Origin of the sequence: Noviherbaspirillum sp. ST9, assembly GCF_048799745.1 — a bacterium.
Taxonomy (GTDB): Bacteria; Pseudomonadota; Gammaproteobacteria; order Burkholderiales; family Burkholderiaceae_D; genus Noviherbaspirillum.
Genome location: NZ_JBLWFR010000003.1, coordinates 435887 through 454032, shown reverse-complemented (window position 1 = coordinate 454032; position 18146 = coordinate 435887). Strand labels below are relative to the sequence as shown.

Genomic DNA, 18146 nt, shown 5'->3' with positions numbered 1-18146 from the left:
CTTGTTTATCCGAGCAGGAAGTTCCTGACATGCGCGATCTGGTCCGCGTGAAAGAATGTCGGCGCATGTCCGACGCCGGGAATGTCGACGAGCTTCGGTTTTGGTCCCCGGGACGTCATGGCTTGCGCCACTTCCGGTTTCAGCAAATCCGATTCGGCCCCGCGCACCAGCAGCGTGGGACAGGCAATGGCGTCATACGCCATCCAGAGCATTGCCTCCGCACGCTGCAACAGTTCCGGCGTGGTCGCCCTTAGCGGCACTGCGAGGCCCGGATCATAGTGCAGGATCCATTTGCCGTCCTTGTCCTGCTTCAGCACGTCTGCAGCCAGCTTGCGCCACTCGTCATCGCTGTGCGGGCCGAACGGCAAGGAGATGTCCTTGATATAGCGTGCTGCCTCGTCAAAGGTGGTAAAGCGCACATCCTTGCCAACGTAGTCGCCGATGCGTGCAAGTGCGGAAGGATTCAACGCCGGCCCGACGTCGTTGAGCACCAGCTTTTTCACCGGGCTGTCCTTCATCGAGGCCAGCCCCATTCCGATGAGTCCCCCCATCGATGTGCCGAACCAGTGCACCGTTTCCGCGTCCAGGCGGGCAAGCAGTGTCACCATGTCGCTCACATACTGAGGCACCTGGTAATGCTGCGGATCCCGCAGCCAGTCGGAACGGCCGCGCCCCACCACATCCGGGCACACCACCCGGTACTGATCGCTCAATGCACTTGCCATGTTGTCAAAATCATCCGACACCCGCGTCACGCCGTGCACGCATACCAGCACGCGTGAATTTGCCGGATCGCCCCATTCCTTGTAGGCCATCCTGTGCAATCCCGCAGGGGACAGGCACTGCACCGTCTTGATCCGATGTTGAGTCATTTTGTCGGGATTTTGTCGCGAATCAGGTTATCCGATTGCCATTCTCACATTTTACTGTTCGTTCCGCTTAAAATCCTAGGCAGGTTCGTCGCAAATCCAAATTTCATCGCAGAGGACATCATGCAAGGCAATATGCATCAAGGGAAAACCGCACTCGTTACAGGCTCCACCTCCGGCATCGGCCTGGGTATTGCAAGGGCCTTCGCGGCGCAAGGCGCGAACATCGTGTTCAACGGCTTTGGCGACATCAAGGAAATTGAAGCGCTGCAAGCCAAGGTGCGCGACGAATTCGGCGTACAGACTGCGTACCACAATGCCGACATGTCTAAGCCGGCGGAGATCGAGGCGATGATGAAGTTCGCTGCGGATAAGTTCGGCGGCGTTGATATCCTGGTGAACAATGCCGGCATCCAGCATGTAGCCAACATCGAGGATTTCCCGGCCGAACGCTGGGACGCCATCATTGCGATCAACCTGACCTCTGCCTTCCATACCACGCGTCTCGCCCTTCCTTCGATGAAGGCAAAGAATTGGGGGCGCATCATTAACGTTGCCTCCGTTCACGGGCTGGTCGGCTCTGCGCAGAAGTCTGCTTACGTTGCGGCCAAGCACGGCATCGTCGGTTTTACCAAGGTCACGGCACTGGAAACTGCCCATACCGGCGTCACCTGCAATGCGATCTGCCCTGGCTGGGTATTGACACCGCTGGTGCAGAAGCAGGTAGACGCGCGCGCGTCGCAGCAAGGCCTGTCAAACGATGATGCGAAGAAAAGCCTGCTCTCTGAAAAGCAGCCGTCGGGCGAGTTTGTCACGCCAGAACAGCTTGGTGACTTGGCCGTCTTCTTCTCAAGCGACGCTGCCAGCCAAGTGCGCGGCGTGGCATGGAACATGGACGGCGGCTGGGTCGCCCAGTAACCGTACTTGCACCAGGCATCGGACTAAATGCCTGAACGAAAAAAAACGGCGCCTGTGGGCGCCGTTTTCATTTGCCTTGCAAACGCGGTCAGTGTACTGCGCTCACATCCAGCTCTGCGCCCGTCTTTTCGAGCACTTCTTCCTTGGTCACGCCGGGTGCCAATTCGATCAGCTTCAGGCCGCTCGGAGTTACATCTATTACGCCGAGGTCGGTGATGATGCGATTGACGACGCCAACGCCAGTAAGCGGCAGATCGCACTTCTTCAGAATCTTGTGCGAGGTCGTACCATCCTTTGCCTTCGCAACGTGCTCCATCAGCACGACGACGCGCCCGACGCCTGCGACGAGATCCATCGCGCCACCCATGCCCTTGACCATTTTGCCGGGGATCATCCAGTTGGCCAGGTCGCCCTTCTCGCTGACCTGCATCGCGCCGAGAATGGCGATGTTGATCTTGCCGCCGCGGATCATGGCGAACGAATCCGCAGAGCTGAAGAACGAAGAGCCCTTTTGCGCAGTGACCGTCTGCTTGCCGGCGTTGATCAGGTCCGCATCGACTTCATCCTCAGTCGGGAACGGGCCAATGCCGAGCAGGCCGTTTTCGGATTGCAGCCACACTTCGATATCCTGGGGCACATAGTTCGCGACCAGGGTCGGCAGGCCGATACCCAGGTTCACGTAGAAGCCATCCTGCAGTTCCTTTGCTGCGCGTGCAGCCATTTCATCACGATTCCATGCCATGTTCGTTCTCCGCCTTACTTTGCACGCGTGGTGCGTTGTTCGATACGCTTCTCCGGGGTCGCATTGACGATAATGCGATGCACGAAGATGCCCGGCAAGTGGACCTGGTCCGGATCGATTTCGCCGGTCTCGACCAGCTTCTCGACTTCGACCACGGTGATCTTGCCGGCCATGGCGACATTGGGATTGAAATTGCGGGAGGTCTTGCGGAAAACGAGGTTACCGACCTTGTCGGCCATGTAGGCCTTGACCAGGGACACGTCGGCGACGAGGGAGCGCTCCATCACGTACTTATGGCCGTCGAAGTCGCGCACTTCCTTGCCGTCGGCGACGATGGTGCCGACGCCGGTCTTGGTGAAGAATGCCGGGATGCCGGCGCCGCCTGCACGCAGCTTTTCAGCCAGCGTGCCCTGCGGGGTGAATTCCAGCTCGAGTTCGCCTGCGAGGTACTGGCGTTCGAATTCCTTGTTTTCGCCAACATACGAGGAGATCATCTTCTTGATCTGGCGCGTCGTCAGGAGCTGGCCGAGACCGAAGCCGTCGACGCCGGCATTGTTGGAAATCGCCGTGAGGTTCTTGACGCCGGAATCGCGGAGCGCGGCGATCAGGGCTTCCGGAATGCCGCAGAGGCCGAAGCCGCCGACGGCAATGGTCTGCCCGTCCTTCACAATGCCCGCCAGCGCGCTGGCAGCATCAGGATAAACTTTATTCATATCGACCCTCTTCTCTATTGGAAATTGCCTAAAAAGGCTGTTCTAATGTGCCTGCCAGCATAAGATGGTGGACTACACCACGCAATACCGTAAAAATACGAATTTTAGCCATATAAAAGGGCAAAAAAACCCGATGAACGCTCCCTTGGCGATCGATTACGAGACAATCTTCCGCAACGCCCCGGTCGGCATGTGCGTGTCCCAGCATCGTGTCATCCACGCCTGCAACGATGTGCTTGCCAGCATGTTCGGCTATCAGCCGGGCGAACTGATCGGGCAATCCTTTCGGGTACTCTACCCCACGCTGGACGAGTTCGAGCGCACGGGCGCTCGCATCGTTCCAATCATGAGTGCCAAGGGTCATTATTCCGATGAACGGATCATGAAGCGCGCCAACCAGGAGCTATTCTGGTGCCACGTGAGCGGGCGCTCATTGACCCACGATGACCCGCATGCAGCAGGGATCTGGACCTTTGAGGATTTGAGCGCGAAACGGCCGGTTACGGCCGAATTGACCCCGCGCGAACGGGAAATCGCCGCGTTACTGGTGGAAGGCAAGACCAGCAAGCTGATTGCGCGGCAGGTAGGCCTGAGCCCGCGCACGGTGGAAATGCACCGTGCAAAGCTCATGCGAAAGTTCGGGGCGGCGACGTCGAGCGAACTCGTACACCGCCTTGTCGGCGTCACCGGATAGCTGCTTTAAGCTTCCGGTTCCGGCAGGAGCGCCCTAACCCAGTCGGGCAAAGGCGCGGATTTCTCCGAAGGAAAATCAACCCACACCACCTTTGCCCCGCCCTCCGCGGACAGGACATCCGGTTGGTCCACAAGCCTGATCTCGTGGTACATCTCGAAGCTGGAACGGCCGGGTGATGCGACGAAGGTCTTCACCTCGATCTCACCAGGATATTTGAGCTGCTTGATGAAGGTGCAGCGCGCATTGATGATCACCGGCCCCTCCCCGTTCGGGTCGGGATCGCATCCAGCCTCGGTGAACCACTCGATCCGAGCCTGCTCCATGTAACGGAAGTACACCGTATTGTTGACGTGTCCCATCGCATCCATGTCGCCCCAGCGGATGGGCATGCGCGTGGAATGAACAAGCTTTTTTCTAGTCATTCAGAACCTTTTGACGCGGCGGCCCGCATCACTGCGCGCTCATACCGTCATCGGCCGTAATGATGGCGCCGTTGATGAAACGCGACTCTTCGGAGGCAAGCAAGAGAAGCAGACCATCCAGGTCCTCGGGCTGTCCAAGGCGCTTGCGCGGTAGCATATTGATCAGGGTGCGCCCCTGCTCGGTTTCGAAATGCGCCTCGTTGATCTCGGTGCTGATGTAACCGGGGCAAATCGCGTTGACGTTGATGCCATAACGGCCCCACTCGACGGCCATCGACTTCGTCATGTGAACGACTGCGGCCTTGCTCATGCAGTAGATGCCGATCTGTGGCAGGACGCGCAGGCCCGCCACGGAGGCGATGTTGATGATGCGGTGCTGTTTCTTCGGATCGCCCTTGGCGCGAGCGATCATGCGCTTGGCGGCTTCCTGCGCGACGAAAAAGGCGCCGCGCTGGTTCGTATCCATGACGAAAGCGTAGTCCTCCGGCGTGACATCCACCAATCGCTGCGTCGTCGACACGCCGGAGTTATTAACGAGAATGTCGATCGGGCCCGCCTCGGTTTCCGCATGGGCGATGGCAGACTTGATGCTGCCGTAGTCGGTCACATCCAGTGCAACCACGTGCGCCGCGCCGCCGCCGGCTTCGATTTCAGCGCGCAATTCCTTCAGGCGTTCCACTCGACGCGAAGCCAGGACAACTTGTGCCCCCGCCTGTGCCAGCACTTTCGCAAAACGGGCTCCCAAACCGCTCGATGCCCCTGTGATAAGGGCGATCTTGCCCTCGAAATTGACTTCAATGCCCACGTGAGTCTCCTGATTGTTTGTCTTGCAATTGACTGTGACGCCGCGAGTTGTGACGTTATCATTACACGTTTCAGCGCCGTTTAGAGTGATGAATCTAGCATTCTCAAGCAAAATCCACGACAATTAGCACGTTCGTTCGATAATATCATTTTACAGTGGGAAGACCATGACGCAGACCCAAAGCATCCTAGAACAATACGGCCCGCGCGACTCGATGGAGTACGACGTAGTCATCGTCGGCGCCGGCCCTGCGGGCCTGGCAACCGCAATCCGTCTGAAGCAGATTGCCGCCGAACAGAACAGGGAGATTTCGGTTGTCGTGCTCGAGAAAGGTTCCGAGCCGGGCGCGCATATCCTGTCAGGCGCCGTGATGGATCCCCGCGCCATGAACGAACTCTTCCCCAACTGGAAGGAACTGGGGGCGCCCCTGAACCAGCCTGTCACCGGCGACGACATCCTGTTCCTCACCGAATCCGGTGCACATCGCACCCCCGACTGGCTCGTGCCGCGCAACTTCCACAATGACGGCTGCTACGTCGTTGCGCTCGGCCATGTCGTGAAGTGGATGGCGCAGCAGGCAGAAGGCCTTGGCGTCGAGATCTTCCCGGGATTCTCCGCAGCGGAAGTACTGTATGACGAACAAGGCCGCGTGAAGGGTGTCGCCACTGGCAATATGGGCATCGGCAAGGATGGCGAACCTACCGAGAACTTCCAGCTCGGGATGGAACTGCTCGGCAAGTACACGATTTTTGCCGAAGGTGCGCGCGGTCACCTGGGCAAACAACTGATTGCGAAGTACAAGCTCAACGAGGGGCGTGATCCGCAGAGCTTCGCCATCGGCATCAAGGAACTGTGGGAGATCGATCCGGCCAAGGCCAAGCCCGGCCTCGTCGTGCATACAGCTGGCTGGCCGATGATGGACAACACCTTCGGCGGCGGCTTCCTGTACCACCTTGAAGACAACAAGGTCACGCTTGGCTTCGTCATTGGTCTGGACTACCAGAACCCGTACATGAGCCCGTTCGAGGAAATGCAGCGCTGGAAGACGCATCCGTCCATCCTCGCCCATATCGAAGGCGGCAAGCGCATCAGCTACGGCGCGCGGGCCATCAACAACGGTACGCCGCAGGCATTGCCCAAGACCGTTTTCCCGGGCGGCGCACTGGTCGGCTGCGACGCGGGCTTCCTGAATGCCGCACGCATCAAGGGCAGCCACGCCGCGATCAAGACCGGCATGATGTGCGCGGATGCGATCGCCGATGCACTCGCATCGGGCCGTTCGAGCGATGAACTGACGGCATTTCCCGAAGCCTTTGAGAAGAGCTGGCTGAAGGAAGAACTGGATCAGTCGCGCAACTTCAAGCTGTGGTTCAAGAAGGGCAAGCTCGTCGGCAACATGATGACGGGTATCGAGCAATGGCTGCTGCCGAAGATCGGCGTCACGAACCCGCCCTGGACACTGCATGCGACCAAGCGCGACCACGAGTGCCTGCGTCCCGCGAGCGAATTCCAACCGATCGCCTATCCGAAACCGGATGGCAAAATCACCTTCGATCGCCTGAGCAGCGTATTTGTCAGCAATACCAACCATGAAGAGAACCAGCCCGCGCACCTTACGCTGAAGGACGCGTCGGTACCGGTGAAGATCAACCTGTCGAAGTTTGCCGGCCCCGAAAGCCGCTACTGCCCCGCAGGCGTGTACGAATTCGTCAAGGATGACAATGGCGAGCGTCTGCAGATCAATGCGCAGAACTGCGTGCACTGCAAGACCTGCGACATCAAGGATCCGACGCAGAATATCGTTTGGGTTACGCCAGAAGGTGGTGGCGGTCCGAACTACTCGGGCATGTAATCAACAAAAAAGCCGCATATTGCGGCTTTTTTGTTATTCGGCAGTGCCGGCGTTCAGAGCTTCCAATCCGTCGCGGCGATCTTCTCAAGCCAGAAGGTGCCAATGATGGTTTTCACATCCGAGATCTTCCCCGCCCGTACCCAGCCGAGCATTTCCGGTACCGTTGCGGTAAAGGTTTCGAGAAACTCGCCTTCATCCAGCTTGCGTTCGCCGGCAGTCAAACCGCGCGCGAGAAAGATGTCGAGGTGTTCGTCGGAATAGGCGATCGCATTGTGGATGGTGCAGACGAACTGCCACTGCGCTGCGGTATAACCAGTTTCCTCCTGCAGTTCGCGCTTGGCGCAGTCAAGCGGATCCTCACCCGGATCGATCTTCCCAGCCGGGAATTCAATGAAAACATCGTGCAGGGGATAACGGAACTGGCGCTCCAGCAGGATAGAGCCGTCGTCAAACACAGGAAGCACGACGACAGCCCCCGGGTGCTTGATGTACTCGCGTGACGACTGCTTCCCGTCCGGCAAACGCACCGTGTCCTTCTGGACCTTCAGGAAATGCCCGTCGTACGCCACCTGCGTATCGACCTGGACTTCAATCAGATGTGGATCCACGCGCCAACTCCATTTTGCAAGGGGAAATGGACGTATTTTACTGTGTGCGGCTGGCGCTGCCTTACAGCACCTCAACCGTGTCGCTTGCGCAAATAGCGGAAGACAAAGCCCGGAAAGGCAAGCACAAGGAAAAGACAGGCGGTAATCGCGTAGAACTCCCAGCGTTGCGGGAAGACGTTCCCGATACGAGCTTCAAGCAAATAGGCGATACCACGAAGGACGAAATACAGCAAAACCAGTTCAAGCAACCTGAGCCACAAGGACTTGACCGGCGTACCGAGAGGAAGAAGCGCGAACAGGCGCTCATTGAAAAACGGAAGGTTGGCGGCAAGCGCCGCCAACACGATTACAAACCAGCTTGCGAGAGAAACATCCACGCGTGCTTCGTCACGGCTCCGTTAGCCGGCCAGGGTCTTGACGATTGCCGTGGCACAGACTGCCATCAGCGGGCCGGGCAGGATGCCGAGCGCGAGGATCGCTGCACCATTGAGGCTGAGGACAACGCGCATGTCACCCGTGGCTTCGATCTTTGCCGTGTCGACTGGCTCATCGAAGTACATTGCCTTCACCACGCGCAGGTAGTAGAACGCGCCGATGAGGGACAGCAGGACTGCAACCACGGCGAGCCATACCTGGCCAGTAGCGAGCACTGCCTGCAGCACGGCGAGCTTGGCGTAGAAACCGACCGTCGGCGGAATGCCGGTCAGGGAGAACATCAGGATCAGCATCACGAAGGCGAACCACGGGCTGCGCTGATTCAGGCCCTTGAAGTCGTCGATGTTTTCCGCCTCGAAGCCGGAGCGTGCGAGCAGCATGATCAGGCCGAAGGTACCCAGCGTCGTGAAGACGTAAGTGACGGAATAGAACAGCGCCGAGCTGTAGGCATTGCCTGCGGAAGCCACATTGCCGTCCACAACACCCGACAGCATGCCGAGCAGCATGAAGCCCATCTGGCCGATTGTCGAGTATGCCAGCATACGCTTCAGATTGGTCTGCACGATCGCGGTGATGTTACCGACAGCCATCGACAAGACGGCAAGGACGGTGATCATCTGCTGCCAGTCGATGGCGAGCGGGAACAGGCCTTCCACAAGGAGACGGATGGTGATCGCGAACGCGGCAAGCTTCGGTGCCGCGCCCAGCAGCAGGGTAACGGCGGTCGGTGCACCCTGATAGACGTCCGGCACCCACATATGGAACGGCGCAGCGCCCAGCTTGAATGCCAGGCCGGCGACGACAAAGACAACGCCGAACACCAGGACAGTCTTGTTAACCGTGCCGGATGCGGTCGCCTTTGCGACTTCGGTAAGGTCAAGCGAACCGGTCGCGCCGTACAGCATCGACAAACCATAGAGCAGGAAGCCGGATGCGAGCGCACCAAGGATGAAGTACTTCATCGCGGCTTCGGTCGACACGGAGTGGCCGCGGCGCAGTGCAACAAGTGCGTACAGCGACAGGGACATCAGTTCGAGACCGAGATAGATCACCAGGAAGTTGTTACCGGAGATCATCACCATCTGCCCGAGAAGTGCGAACAACGCGAGCACATAGAACTCGCCGCCCAGCATGCCGCCGAGCATACCGCGCTCTGTCGCATACTGACGGGAATAGATCAGGGTCATGCCAACCGCAATATACGAGAATACCTTCAACAAATTCGACATCGCATCGGACACGAACATGTTGTTGAACGTGTAGGCGGTCGGATTGCCGAAATCCGCAATATTCAGCGCGGCGCAGACGACGAGCGTCACGATAGCCAGCATGAACGTGACGTGGCGCTTCGCCTCCGTCAGGAACATGTCGATCAGCAGGATTGCCGAGGTAGCAATCAGCAGGAAGATTTCCGGATAGACCGGTGCGAAATTGATTTCGTTCATGTTGTCGTCACTCTAAAGCCTTGCAGGCCGGGCTTCGCAAACTTCCGAATGCAACGCCCCGTAACACGCCTCCCGCGATCCGGGAGGCGCATTCATTAATTCACCTTCGAAATCGCCACGTGCTTGAGCAGGTCATCCACCGAGGTTTGCATCAGGTCGGTGAACGGCGCCGGATAGACGCCCATGGCGATAACGGCGATTGCCAGGATGCCGAGCATCAAGAATTCCCGGGCATTCAGGTCCTGGAGTTCGGCAACGTGCTTGTTACCGACTTCACCGAACACGACGCGCTTCACGAGCCACAGCGAGTACGCAGCACCGAAGATCAGCGCGGTCGCAGCCAGCATGCCGATCCAGAAGTTGTACTTGACCGTGCCAAGGATCACCATGAACTCGCCGACGAACCCGGATGTCGCGGGCAGACCGCAATTGGCCAGCGAGAACAGGACGAAGAACGCGGCAAACTTTGGCATGGTGTTGATTACACCGCCATAGTCGGCGATACGACGAGAGTGCATACGATCGTACAGGACGCCGATGCAAAGGAACATTGCGCCGGAAACGAAACCGTGCGAAATCATCTGAACGATGCCACCCTGCGTCGCCATGTCGTTGAACACGAAGAAGCCAAGCGTCACGAAGCCCATGTGAGCGATCGAGGAATACGCGACAAGCTTCTTCATGTCTTCCTGAACCAGTGCGACCAGACCGATATAGATCACGGCGATCAGCGAAAGCGTAATGATGAAACCAGCAAGCGAATGGCTGGCATCAGGCGCGATCGGCAGCGAAAACCGCAGGAAACCGTAGGCACCCAGCTTCAGCATGATGGCAGCCAGCACGACCGAACCGCCCGTCGGTGCTTCCACGTGTGCGTCCGGCAGCCAGGTATGCACCGGCCACATCGGGACCTTCACTGCAAACGCCATCAGGAAGGCGAAGAAGATCAGCACTTGCACGTTCAGCGGCAGCGGCAGCTTGTGCCAGTTCAGGATCTCGAAGCTGCCACCGGAAGTGAAGTACAGGTAGATGAGGGCAACCAGCGTCAGGAGCGAACCGAGCAAGGTGTAGAGGAAGAACTTGATCGCGGCGTACACGCGGTTCTGTCCGCCCCACACGCCGATGATGATGAACATCGGGATCAGCGTCGCCTCGAAGAATACGTAGAACAGCAGGCCGTCAAGCGCGCAGAACACACCGATCATCAGGCCGGACAGGATGAGGAACGCGCCCATGTATTGGGCGACGCGCTTCTCGATCACTTCCCAACCTGCGATCACGACAATGATCGTGATAAACGCCGTCAGGAGTACGAACCAGACTGAAATACCGTCAATGCCGAGGTAGTAATTGACATTGAATCGCTCGATCCAGGATGTCTTCTCGACGAACTGCATCCCGTGGGCTGCCTTGTCGAATTGCGCTACCAGCGGCAGCGTCACAAGGAAGCTGACGATGGAGCCGATCAGCGAGACCGATCGGACCAGCGCAGGGTTTTCATCGCGGCCGAATGCCAGGACGAAGAGGCCGAACGCGATCGGGCACCAGATTGCGAGGCTCAAGAGTGGGTAAGTTGACTGCATCATGATTGTTATTTGCTCTACTTCGCCAACTTATTTGGCAAAAGACGGGAACGGCATGAAATAAATCAGGAACAACAGCACGCCGATAATCATTACAAATGCATAGTGGTAAATGTAACCGGTCTGGAAGTGGCGGATCAGTGCGGAGAACCAGCCCACAACCTTGGCGCTGCCATTGACGATCAAGCCGTCGATCAGTGCGCGGTCGCCGCCGCTCCACAGACCGCGACCCAACAGCACTGCCCCCTTGCCGAACACGACCTCATTGATCTTGTCCATGAAGTACTTGTTGTCGAGGATGGAGTAGATCGCGTGGAACTTGTTGTAGAACCATTCCGGCACCTTGCGGTTGACCATGTAGCAGTAGTACGCGGACGCGACACCTGCCAGCGCCAGCCAGAACGGCGCGGTCGAGAGTGAGTGGAGTGCCATTGCAGTCGCACCGTGGAAGGCTTCGTTCAGCTCCTTCATCGCATGATGGTTCTCGCCGACGAAGATGACGTTCTTGAAGAAGTCACCATGCAGCATCGGGCCGATCGCGATGAAGCCGATCACCACGGACGGGATGGCCAGCAGCATGAGCGGAACGGTGACAACCCAGGGAGCCTCGTGCGGCTTCTCACCCGGAGCGAGGCCATGGTGGTGGTGATCGTCATGATGGTCATCGTGGCCATGGCTATGATGATCGGCGTGTGCCTTGCCGAACCGCTCCTCGCCATGGAAGACCAGGAAATACATGCGGAAGGAGTAGAAGGCGGTGACGAAAACGCCAGCCAGCACGGCGAAGTTGGCAAAACCAGCACCTGTAATGTGCGTGGCATGCACCGCTTCAATAATGCTGTCCTTCGAGTAGAAGCCTGCAAAGAACGGCGTTCCGATCAGTGCCAGCGAGCCGAGCAGTGACGTGATCCATGTAATCGGCATGTACTTGCGCAGACCACCCATGTTGCGGATGTCCTGGTCGTGATGCATGCCGATGATGACTGCACCTGCACCGAGGAACAGCAGCGCCTTGAAGAACGCATGCGTCATCAGGTGGAACACGGCGACGGAATACGCGGACGCGCCGAGCGCAACCGTCATGTAACCCAGCTGCGACAGCGTGGAATATGCGACCACGCGCTTGATGTCGTTCTGGATGATGCCGAGGAAGCCCATGAACAGTGCGGTGATCGAACCGATAATGAGCACGAAGGACAGCGCCGTATCGGACAGTTCGAACAAGGGCGACATGCGGGCGACCATGAAGATACCTGCGGTCACCATGGTTGCTGCGTGAATCAGCGCGGAGATCGGCGTCGGGCCTTCCATCGAGTCAGGCAGCCAGACGTGCAGCGGGAACTGTGCGGACTTGCCCATCGCACCGATGAACAGGCAGATACAGGCAACCGTCAGCAGCATCCAGTCGGTGCCCGGCAGGGTCATCGTCGCGAGTTCTGCCTTCTTCGCAAACACTTCACCGTAGTTCATGGAACCGGCGTAGGCCAGCAGAAGGCCGATGCCGAGGATGAAGCCGAAGTCACCGACGCGGTTGACCAGGAAGGCCTTCATGTTCGCGTAGATGGCTGTCGGACGGGTGTACCAGAAGCCGATCAGCAAGTACGAGACCAGACCCACCGCTTCCCAGCCAAAGAACAGCTGCAGGAAGTTGTTGCTCATGACGAGCATCAGCATCGAGAACGTAAACAGCGAAATGTACGAGAAGAAGCGGTTGTAGCCTTCATCCTCGGCCATGTAGCCGATGGTGTAGATGTGGACCATCAGCGACACGAAGGTCACGACGCACATCATCATCGCCGTCAGGCTATCAATCAGGAAGCCAACTTCCAGCTTGAGTCCCATTACCGTCATCCAGTTATAGACAGTACCGTTGTAGGTGGCACCGTCCATGACGGCGAGCAGCGTCTGGAACGAAATGATGAAAGCGATCAGAACGCCAAGAATGGTCGCCGAATGCGACGCCGCGCGTCCGATCTTGTTGCCGAAAAACTTGGTTCCGAACAGACCCGCGATCGCGGCGCCTGCGAGGGGTGCCAACGGCACAGCCAATAGAACGTTAGGGTTGAGTTGCCCCGCCATGATGGACCTTGTCGTTATTTTTGCGTGATTAACCTTTGAGTGCGTCGAGGTCTTCGACATTGATGGTGTCCAGGTTACGGAACAACACCACCAGGATGGCGAGACCAATCGCGGACTCCGCGGCAGCCACAGTCAGGATGAAGAAAACGAAAATCTGGCCAGCAGCGTCGCCGAGGTAGTACGAAAAGGCGACGAAGTTCATGTTGACCGCAAGGAGCATCAGCTCGATGGCCATCAACAGGATGATGACGTTCTTGCGGTTCAAAAAGATGCCGACGACGGAGATCGCAAAGAGGATTGCGCCGAGGATCAGGTAGTGTGCGAGCGAGAGTGCCACGAAGCTTCCCCTTATTGTTTTTCTGCCGGTTGCGCAGCCGGCTGCACGCCGTTCGCACGGTCGGACTCGGCCTTCATGCTGACGATGCGCAGACGATCGTTACGCTTGACCTTGACCGCATCAGCCGGGTTGAAGTACTTGCTGTCCTTGCGGCGGCGCAGGGTCAGTGCCACAGCCGCGACGATGGCGACAAGTAAGATAACGGCTGCAATTTCGAACGCGTAGATGTACTCGGTGTAGATCAGCTTGCCCAGTTCCTTCGTGTTGCCGATATTGGCGGACGCAGCCGGAACTTGCGACTCGAGTGCCCAGAAGCCGTGCAGAAGAACTGCAGCCATTTCCAGGACAATGACGACGCCGATAGTCGCTGCAAGCGGGAAGTATCCCCAGAACCCTTCCCGCAGCTTGTCCATGTTGATGTCCAACATCATCACGACAAACAGGAAGAGCACCATGACGGCGCCGACATACACGAGCACTAGGACGATGGCGAGGAATTCGGCTTTCAGCAACAGCCAGACGCCCGCGCCGGAGAAGAACGACAGCACCAGGAACAGTGCGGCATGCACCGGATTCCGGTCTGTGATGACGCGTGTGGCGGCGAACACGAGGATCACCGAGAACGCGTAGAACAAGAAGGTTTTAAATTCCATAATGGACCAAGAGAGTCAGCTGTATGCGGGCCAGATCAATCAACGATATGCGGCATCGGCAGCGCGGGCTGCGGCGATATCCTTTTCATAACGGTCGCCAATCGCAAGCAGCATCTCTTTCGTGTAGTAGAGGTCGCCGCGCTTTTCGCCGTGGTATTCGAGGATGTTGGTTTCAACGATCGAATCGACCGGGCAGGATTCTTCGCAGAATCCGCAGAAAATGCACTTGGTCAGGTCGATGTCGTAACGCGTGGTGCGGCGGGTGCCGTCTTCGCGTTCCGTGGATTCGATCGAGATCGCCATTGCCGGGCAAACCGCTTCGCACAGTTTGCAGGCGATGCAACGCTCTTCCCCGTTCGGGTAGCGGCGCAGCGCGTGCAATCCACGGAAACGCGGCGACAACGGCGTCTTCTCTTCCGGGAATTGCACCGTGATCTTGCGGGCGAACATGTAACGGCCGGTCAGGGCGAGACCCTTGATCAGCTCTCGGAGCATCAGGCTGCCGAAGAAATCTTTAATGGCTTCCATGTTGTTCAGCCTCTATTCCTTACTTCCAAATATTCCAGGGTGTCTGCATCCAGGCAGCGACGATCACGAGATAAGCCAGCGTGAGCGGAATGAATACTTTCCAGCCCAGACGCATGATCTGGTCGTAGCGGTAGCGCGGGAACGAAGCGCGAGCCCAAATAAACAGCGACACAACGAAGAAGGTCTTGATGCCGAGCCAGATCCAGCCCGGAATGAAGCCCAGGAACGACACCGGGGACGCCCAGCCGCCCAGGAACATCAGCGAGGCCAGCATCGAGATCAGGATCATGTTCGCGTATTCGGCCAGGAAGAACATCGCGAACGACATGCCGGAGTACTCGACCATGTGACCTGCAACGATTTCCGATTCGCCCTCCACCACGTCAAACGGGTGACGATTGGTTTCAGCGATACCCGAGATCACGTAGATCACGAAGATCGGCAGCAGCGGCAGCCAGTTCCAAGACAGGATGTTCAGACCCTTGTCAGCAAACATGCCCTTGTTCTGTGCATTGACGATGTCCGTGAAATTCAGGCTGCCGGAGACCAGCAGCACGATCACCAGGGCAAAGCCCATCGCGATTTCGTAGGACACCATCTGCGCCGAGGCGCGCATCGCACCGAGGAATGCATACTTCGAGTTCGAGGCCCAGCCGGCGATGATCACGCCATACACTTCCATCGAGCTGATCGCCATCACGAACAGGAGACCGGCGTTGACGTTTGCCAGCACAGTCTCCGGCCCGAACGGAATCACAGCCCATGCGGCAAGCGCCGGCATGATGGTCATGATCGGCGCGATCACGAACAAGGCTTTGTTGGCCTTGGCGGGAACAACGATTTCCTTGAGAAGCAGCTTGAGGGCGTCCGCGATCGGCTGCAGCAAGCCAGCGGGGCCCACGCGGTTCGGACCGAGGCGGATGTGCATCCAGCCGATCATCTTGCGCTCCCACAGCGTGAGATAGGCAACGCAGCCCATCAGCGGCAGCACGACGACGACGATCTTGACCAGGGTCCACACCAACGGCCAAACACCGCCGAACAGCCCCTGTCCGGTTGCGTTGATGGTCATGAGCATTTGATCCATTACGCTTTCTCCACACTGATTGCGCCGAACATTGCGCCGAGACCGATCGTCGACTGATGGGCAGCGGAAACACGTACGACATTCGCCGGAAGCTTGGCATCGACAGTCGCCGTAACGACTGCACTACCCTGCCCTTGCGTTACCTTGATCTGCGCACCGTCAGCGACGCCGAGTTGTTCCGCGAGCGCTGCGGAAATCGATGCCTTGGGCGCGTTCGCGTCCGGCGTCAGTTGCAGCGACTCTGCACGACGGACGATCGCATCGGTGAAGTAAATCGGCACGTCGGCAACGCGTTCAATCTGCGTGGAGGCACCTTGCTTGGCTGCCTGCAGTTGAACGTTTGCGATGTTGTTCAGGTGCGGCTTGAGATCAGCCTCTTCAGCATTCTTCGAGCCAAGCAGCTCGACGCGAATCTGTTCCGACGTCTCGTAGTCGAAACCTGCCAAATCCAACATGTTGCCGAGGACGCGCAGTACCTTCCATGCGGGGCGGGTTTCGCCGAGCGGCTTGACGGTACCGTTGAAGCCCTGGCCACGGCCTTCGCAGTTGACAAAGGTGCCCGATGTCTCGGAGAACGGAGCGATCGGGAGCAGCACGTCGGCATAGTCAGCTGCGTGCTTGAACGGCGACATGGCGACAACCATGTCTGCCTTGCTCAGCGCTGCGCGAGCCGCTTGCGGATCGTAGCAATCGAATTCCGGCTCGGCGTGCAGGAGCACATAGGCCTTGCGCGGCTGTGCGAACATTTGCAGCGCATTCGCGCCCTTGCCGGGAACGGCATTGGCGATGTAGCCGCCGACCGTGTTTGCTGCTTCGGTGAGGTAGCCGAACTTCGCATCGGTGTTCTGCGCAATCCACTGTGCCGCAGCATGCAATTGCGAAGCTTGCGGATGCTGGGCGGCTGCGTTGCCGAGCACGACAACCTTGCGTTCGCCAGAGAGCAGGCTGGCGGCGATACCCTTTGCCACTTCGCCTGCCTCAATACCTTCGAAACCGGCCGGTGCAGCAACGCTCTTTGCCTGTGCAACAGCAACCACAACTTCGCCCAGGCCGGCCAGCCAGTCGGAAGGCGCCTTGATCATGCGGTTGGTCAACGGAATCAGCAGGTCGTCATCGGTTGCATGGAGGATGCTGACCTTCGAACCATGCTTGGCCGAATGACGCAGGCGCGCGGCGAGCAGCGGGTGATCCTTGCGCAGGAAGGATCCGATGACGAACGCGCGATCAGCAGCGCCGAATTCTTCGATCGACATGCCGAGCCACGGGGTGACTTTGCCATCCAGCGAGAAGTCGGATTGGCGAAGACGGAAATCGACGTTGTCGGAACCAAGGCCGCGCACCAGTTTCTGCAGCAGCGAGAGTTCTTCGAGCGTGGAGTACGGGGCAGCTAGCGCGGCGATTGAATCGGCACCGTGGTCCTTGCGGATATCCTTCAGCCCGTGCGCGACATATTCGAGCGCGGTCTGCCAGTCGGTTTCGATCCATTTGCCGTCCTGCTTGATCATCGGGACGGTCAAACGCTCGGGGCTGTTCAAGCCTTCGTAGGAAAAACGGTCCTTGTCGGAGAGCCAGCATTCGTTGACGCCTTCGTTCTCCAGCGGAAGAACACGCATGACCTTGCCGCCCTTGACCTGGACGATCAGGTTGGCGCCAAGGCCGTCATGCGGGCTCACCGAGCGGCGGCGGGACAGTTCCCACGTGCGTGCGCTGTAACGGAACGGCTTGGAAGTCAGCGCGCCGACGGGGCACAGATCGATCATGTTGCCGGACAGCTCGGAGCTGACCGTATTGCCGACGAAGGTCGTGATTTCCGAATGTTCGCCGCGGTTCAGCATCCCGAATTCCATCACGCCGGCGATTTCCTGGCCGAAGCGGACGCAGCGCGTGCAGTGAATGCAGCGGGCCATCTCGCGCATGGAGATCAGCGGCCCTGCATCCTTCGGATCGACGACGCGCTTCTCTTCTTCGTAGCGGGACGCGGCCGGGCCATAGCCAACGGCGAGATCCTGCAGTTGGCACTCACCGCCCTGGTCGCAGATCGGGCAATCCAGCGGGTGATTGATGAGCAGGAATTCCATCACGCTCTTCTGCGCCTTGATTGCCTTGTCGCTGGCAGTACGGACGATCATGCCGTTGGTCACCGGTGTTGCACATGCGGGCAACGGCTTCGGCGCCTTTTCGACGTCGACCAGGCACATGCGGCAGTTGGCCGCGATGGACAGTTTCTTGTGATAGCAAAAATGCGGGATGTAGGTGCCAAGCTTGTTGGCAGCGTCCATCACCATGCTGCCTTCCTGGACCTCGACCTTTTTGCCGTCAATTTCGATTTCAACCATGGCTTTTTGCCTAAGTATTATGCGGCGCGCAGAACGCGCC

The 18146-nt window shown here is 58.4% G+C and carries 18 protein-coding genes; 3 read left to right on the top strand and 15 right to left on the bottom strand.

Features of this window, described 5'->3' with window-relative positions; genetic code table 11:
* Positions 1-5: 5 nt before the first annotated feature.
* Positions 6-872: an alpha/beta fold hydrolase gene (locus ACNOHI_RS08550; RefSeq protein ID WP_420474242.1), complete on the bottom strand. Its 867-nt coding sequence runs from the start codon at positions 870-872 to the stop codon at positions 6-8.
* A 120-nt stretch (positions 873-992) separates the two neighbouring features.
* Here ACNOHI_RS08550 and ACNOHI_RS08545 point away from each other — a divergent pair, with 120 nt between their 5' ends.
* A complete protein-coding gene (locus ACNOHI_RS08545; protein ID WP_420474241.1) occupies positions 993-1787 on the top strand; it encodes a 3-hydroxybutyrate dehydrogenase in 795 nt (264 codons plus the stop codon).
* 88 nt (positions 1788-1875) lie between these two features.
* Here ACNOHI_RS08545 and ACNOHI_RS08540 read toward each other — a convergent pair whose 3' ends face one another.
* On the bottom strand, positions 1876-2529 hold the full coding sequence (locus ACNOHI_RS08540) for a 3-oxoacid CoA-transferase subunit B (protein WP_420474240.1): 654 nt from the start codon (positions 2527-2529) through the stop codon (positions 1876-1878).
* A gap of 14 nt (positions 2530-2543) precedes the next feature.
* A complete protein-coding gene (locus ACNOHI_RS08535; RefSeq protein WP_088710349.1) occupies positions 2544-3242 on the bottom strand; it encodes a CoA transferase subunit A in 699 nt (232 codons plus the stop codon).
* 133 nt (positions 3243-3375) lie between these two features.
* Here ACNOHI_RS08535 and ACNOHI_RS08530 point away from each other — a divergent pair, with 133 nt between their 5' ends.
* Positions 3376-3936 (top strand): LuxR C-terminal-related transcriptional regulator, encoded by a 561-nt coding sequence (locus tag ACNOHI_RS08530; protein ID WP_420474357.1) that lies wholly within the window; start codon positions 3376-3378, stop codon positions 3934-3936.
* A gap of 5 nt (positions 3937-3941) precedes the next feature.
* On the opposite strand, the gene ACNOHI_RS08525 is transcribed toward ACNOHI_RS08530, so the two are convergent.
* Together ACNOHI_RS08525 and ACNOHI_RS08520 are read right to left on the bottom strand one after the other, a co-directional pair.
* Complete coding sequence (locus ACNOHI_RS08525; protein ID WP_420474239.1) at positions 3942-4358, bottom strand: acyl-CoA thioesterase; 417 nt, start codon at positions 4356-4358, stop codon at positions 3942-3944.
* Positions 4359-4386: 28 nt separating this feature from the next.
* Entirely contained in the window at positions 4387-5163 is a 777-nt protein-coding gene (locus ACNOHI_RS08520) for an SDR family oxidoreductase (RefSeq protein WP_420474238.1), read from the bottom strand.
* 166 nt (positions 5164-5329) lie between these two features.
* On the opposite strand from ACNOHI_RS08520, the gene ACNOHI_RS08515 reads away from it, so the two are divergent.
* Entirely contained in the window at positions 5330-7015 is a 1686-nt protein-coding gene (locus tag ACNOHI_RS08515; protein WP_420474237.1) for an electron transfer flavoprotein-ubiquinone oxidoreductase, read from the top strand.
* 53 nt (positions 7016-7068) lie between these two features.
* Here ACNOHI_RS08515 and ACNOHI_RS08510 read toward each other — a convergent pair whose 3' ends face one another.
* The 10 genes from ACNOHI_RS08510 to nuoG all read right to left on the bottom strand — a co-directional run bounded on the left by ACNOHI_RS08510 (position 7069) and on the right by nuoG (position 18106).
* Complete coding sequence (locus ACNOHI_RS08510; protein WP_420474236.1) at positions 7069-7623, bottom strand: NUDIX domain-containing protein; 555 nt, start codon at positions 7621-7623, stop codon at positions 7069-7071.
* A gap of 71 nt (positions 7624-7694) precedes the next feature.
* A complete protein-coding gene (locus tag ACNOHI_RS08505) occupies positions 7695-8000 on the bottom strand; it encodes a DUF2818 family protein (RefSeq protein WP_420474235.1) in 306 nt (101 codons plus the stop codon).
* Positions 8001-8021: 21 nt separating this feature from the next.
* Positions 8022-9503 carry an NADH-quinone oxidoreductase subunit NuoN gene (gene nuoN / locus ACNOHI_RS08500; RefSeq protein ID WP_420474234.1) on the bottom strand — a complete coding sequence of 494 codons (1482 nt, stop codon included), beginning with the start codon at positions 9501-9503 and terminating at the stop codon, positions 8022-8024.
* Between the two features lie 95 nt (positions 9504-9598).
* Complete coding sequence (locus ACNOHI_RS08495; protein WP_420474233.1) at positions 9599-11089, bottom strand: NADH-quinone oxidoreductase subunit M; 1491 nt, start codon at positions 11087-11089, stop codon at positions 9599-9601.
* A gap of 27 nt (positions 11090-11116) precedes the next feature.
* Positions 11117-13165 (bottom strand): NADH-quinone oxidoreductase subunit L, encoded by a 2049-nt coding sequence (nuoL, locus tag ACNOHI_RS08490; protein ID WP_420474232.1) that lies wholly within the window; start codon positions 13163-13165, stop codon positions 11117-11119.
* 28 nt (positions 13166-13193) lie between these two features.
* Complete coding sequence (gene nuoK / locus ACNOHI_RS08485; protein WP_420474231.1) at positions 13194-13502, bottom strand: NADH-quinone oxidoreductase subunit NuoK; 309 nt, start codon at positions 13500-13502, stop codon at positions 13194-13196.
* An 11-nt stretch (positions 13503-13513) separates the two neighbouring features.
* Positions 13514-14155, bottom strand: a complete 642-nt coding sequence (locus ACNOHI_RS08480) for an NADH-quinone oxidoreductase subunit J (RefSeq protein WP_420474230.1) — start codon at positions 14153-14155, stop codon at positions 13514-13516.
* Between the two features lie 39 nt (positions 14156-14194).
* Positions 14195-14683, bottom strand: coding sequence for an NADH-quinone oxidoreductase subunit NuoI (gene nuoI / locus ACNOHI_RS08475; RefSeq protein ID WP_420474229.1), 489 nt, complete (start codon positions 14681-14683; stop codon positions 14195-14197).
* 19 nt (positions 14684-14702) lie between these two features.
* Positions 14703-15770 (bottom strand): NADH-quinone oxidoreductase subunit NuoH, encoded by a 1068-nt coding sequence (gene nuoH / locus ACNOHI_RS08470; protein ID WP_420474228.1) that lies wholly within the window; start codon positions 15768-15770, stop codon positions 14703-14705.
* A complete protein-coding gene (nuoG, locus tag ACNOHI_RS08465; protein ID WP_420474227.1) occupies positions 15770-18106 on the bottom strand; it encodes an NADH-quinone oxidoreductase subunit NuoG in 2337 nt (778 codons plus the stop codon). The genes nuoH and nuoG overlap by 1 nt, the downstream gene beginning before the upstream one ends.
* Positions 18107-18146: the final 40 nt, after the last annotated feature.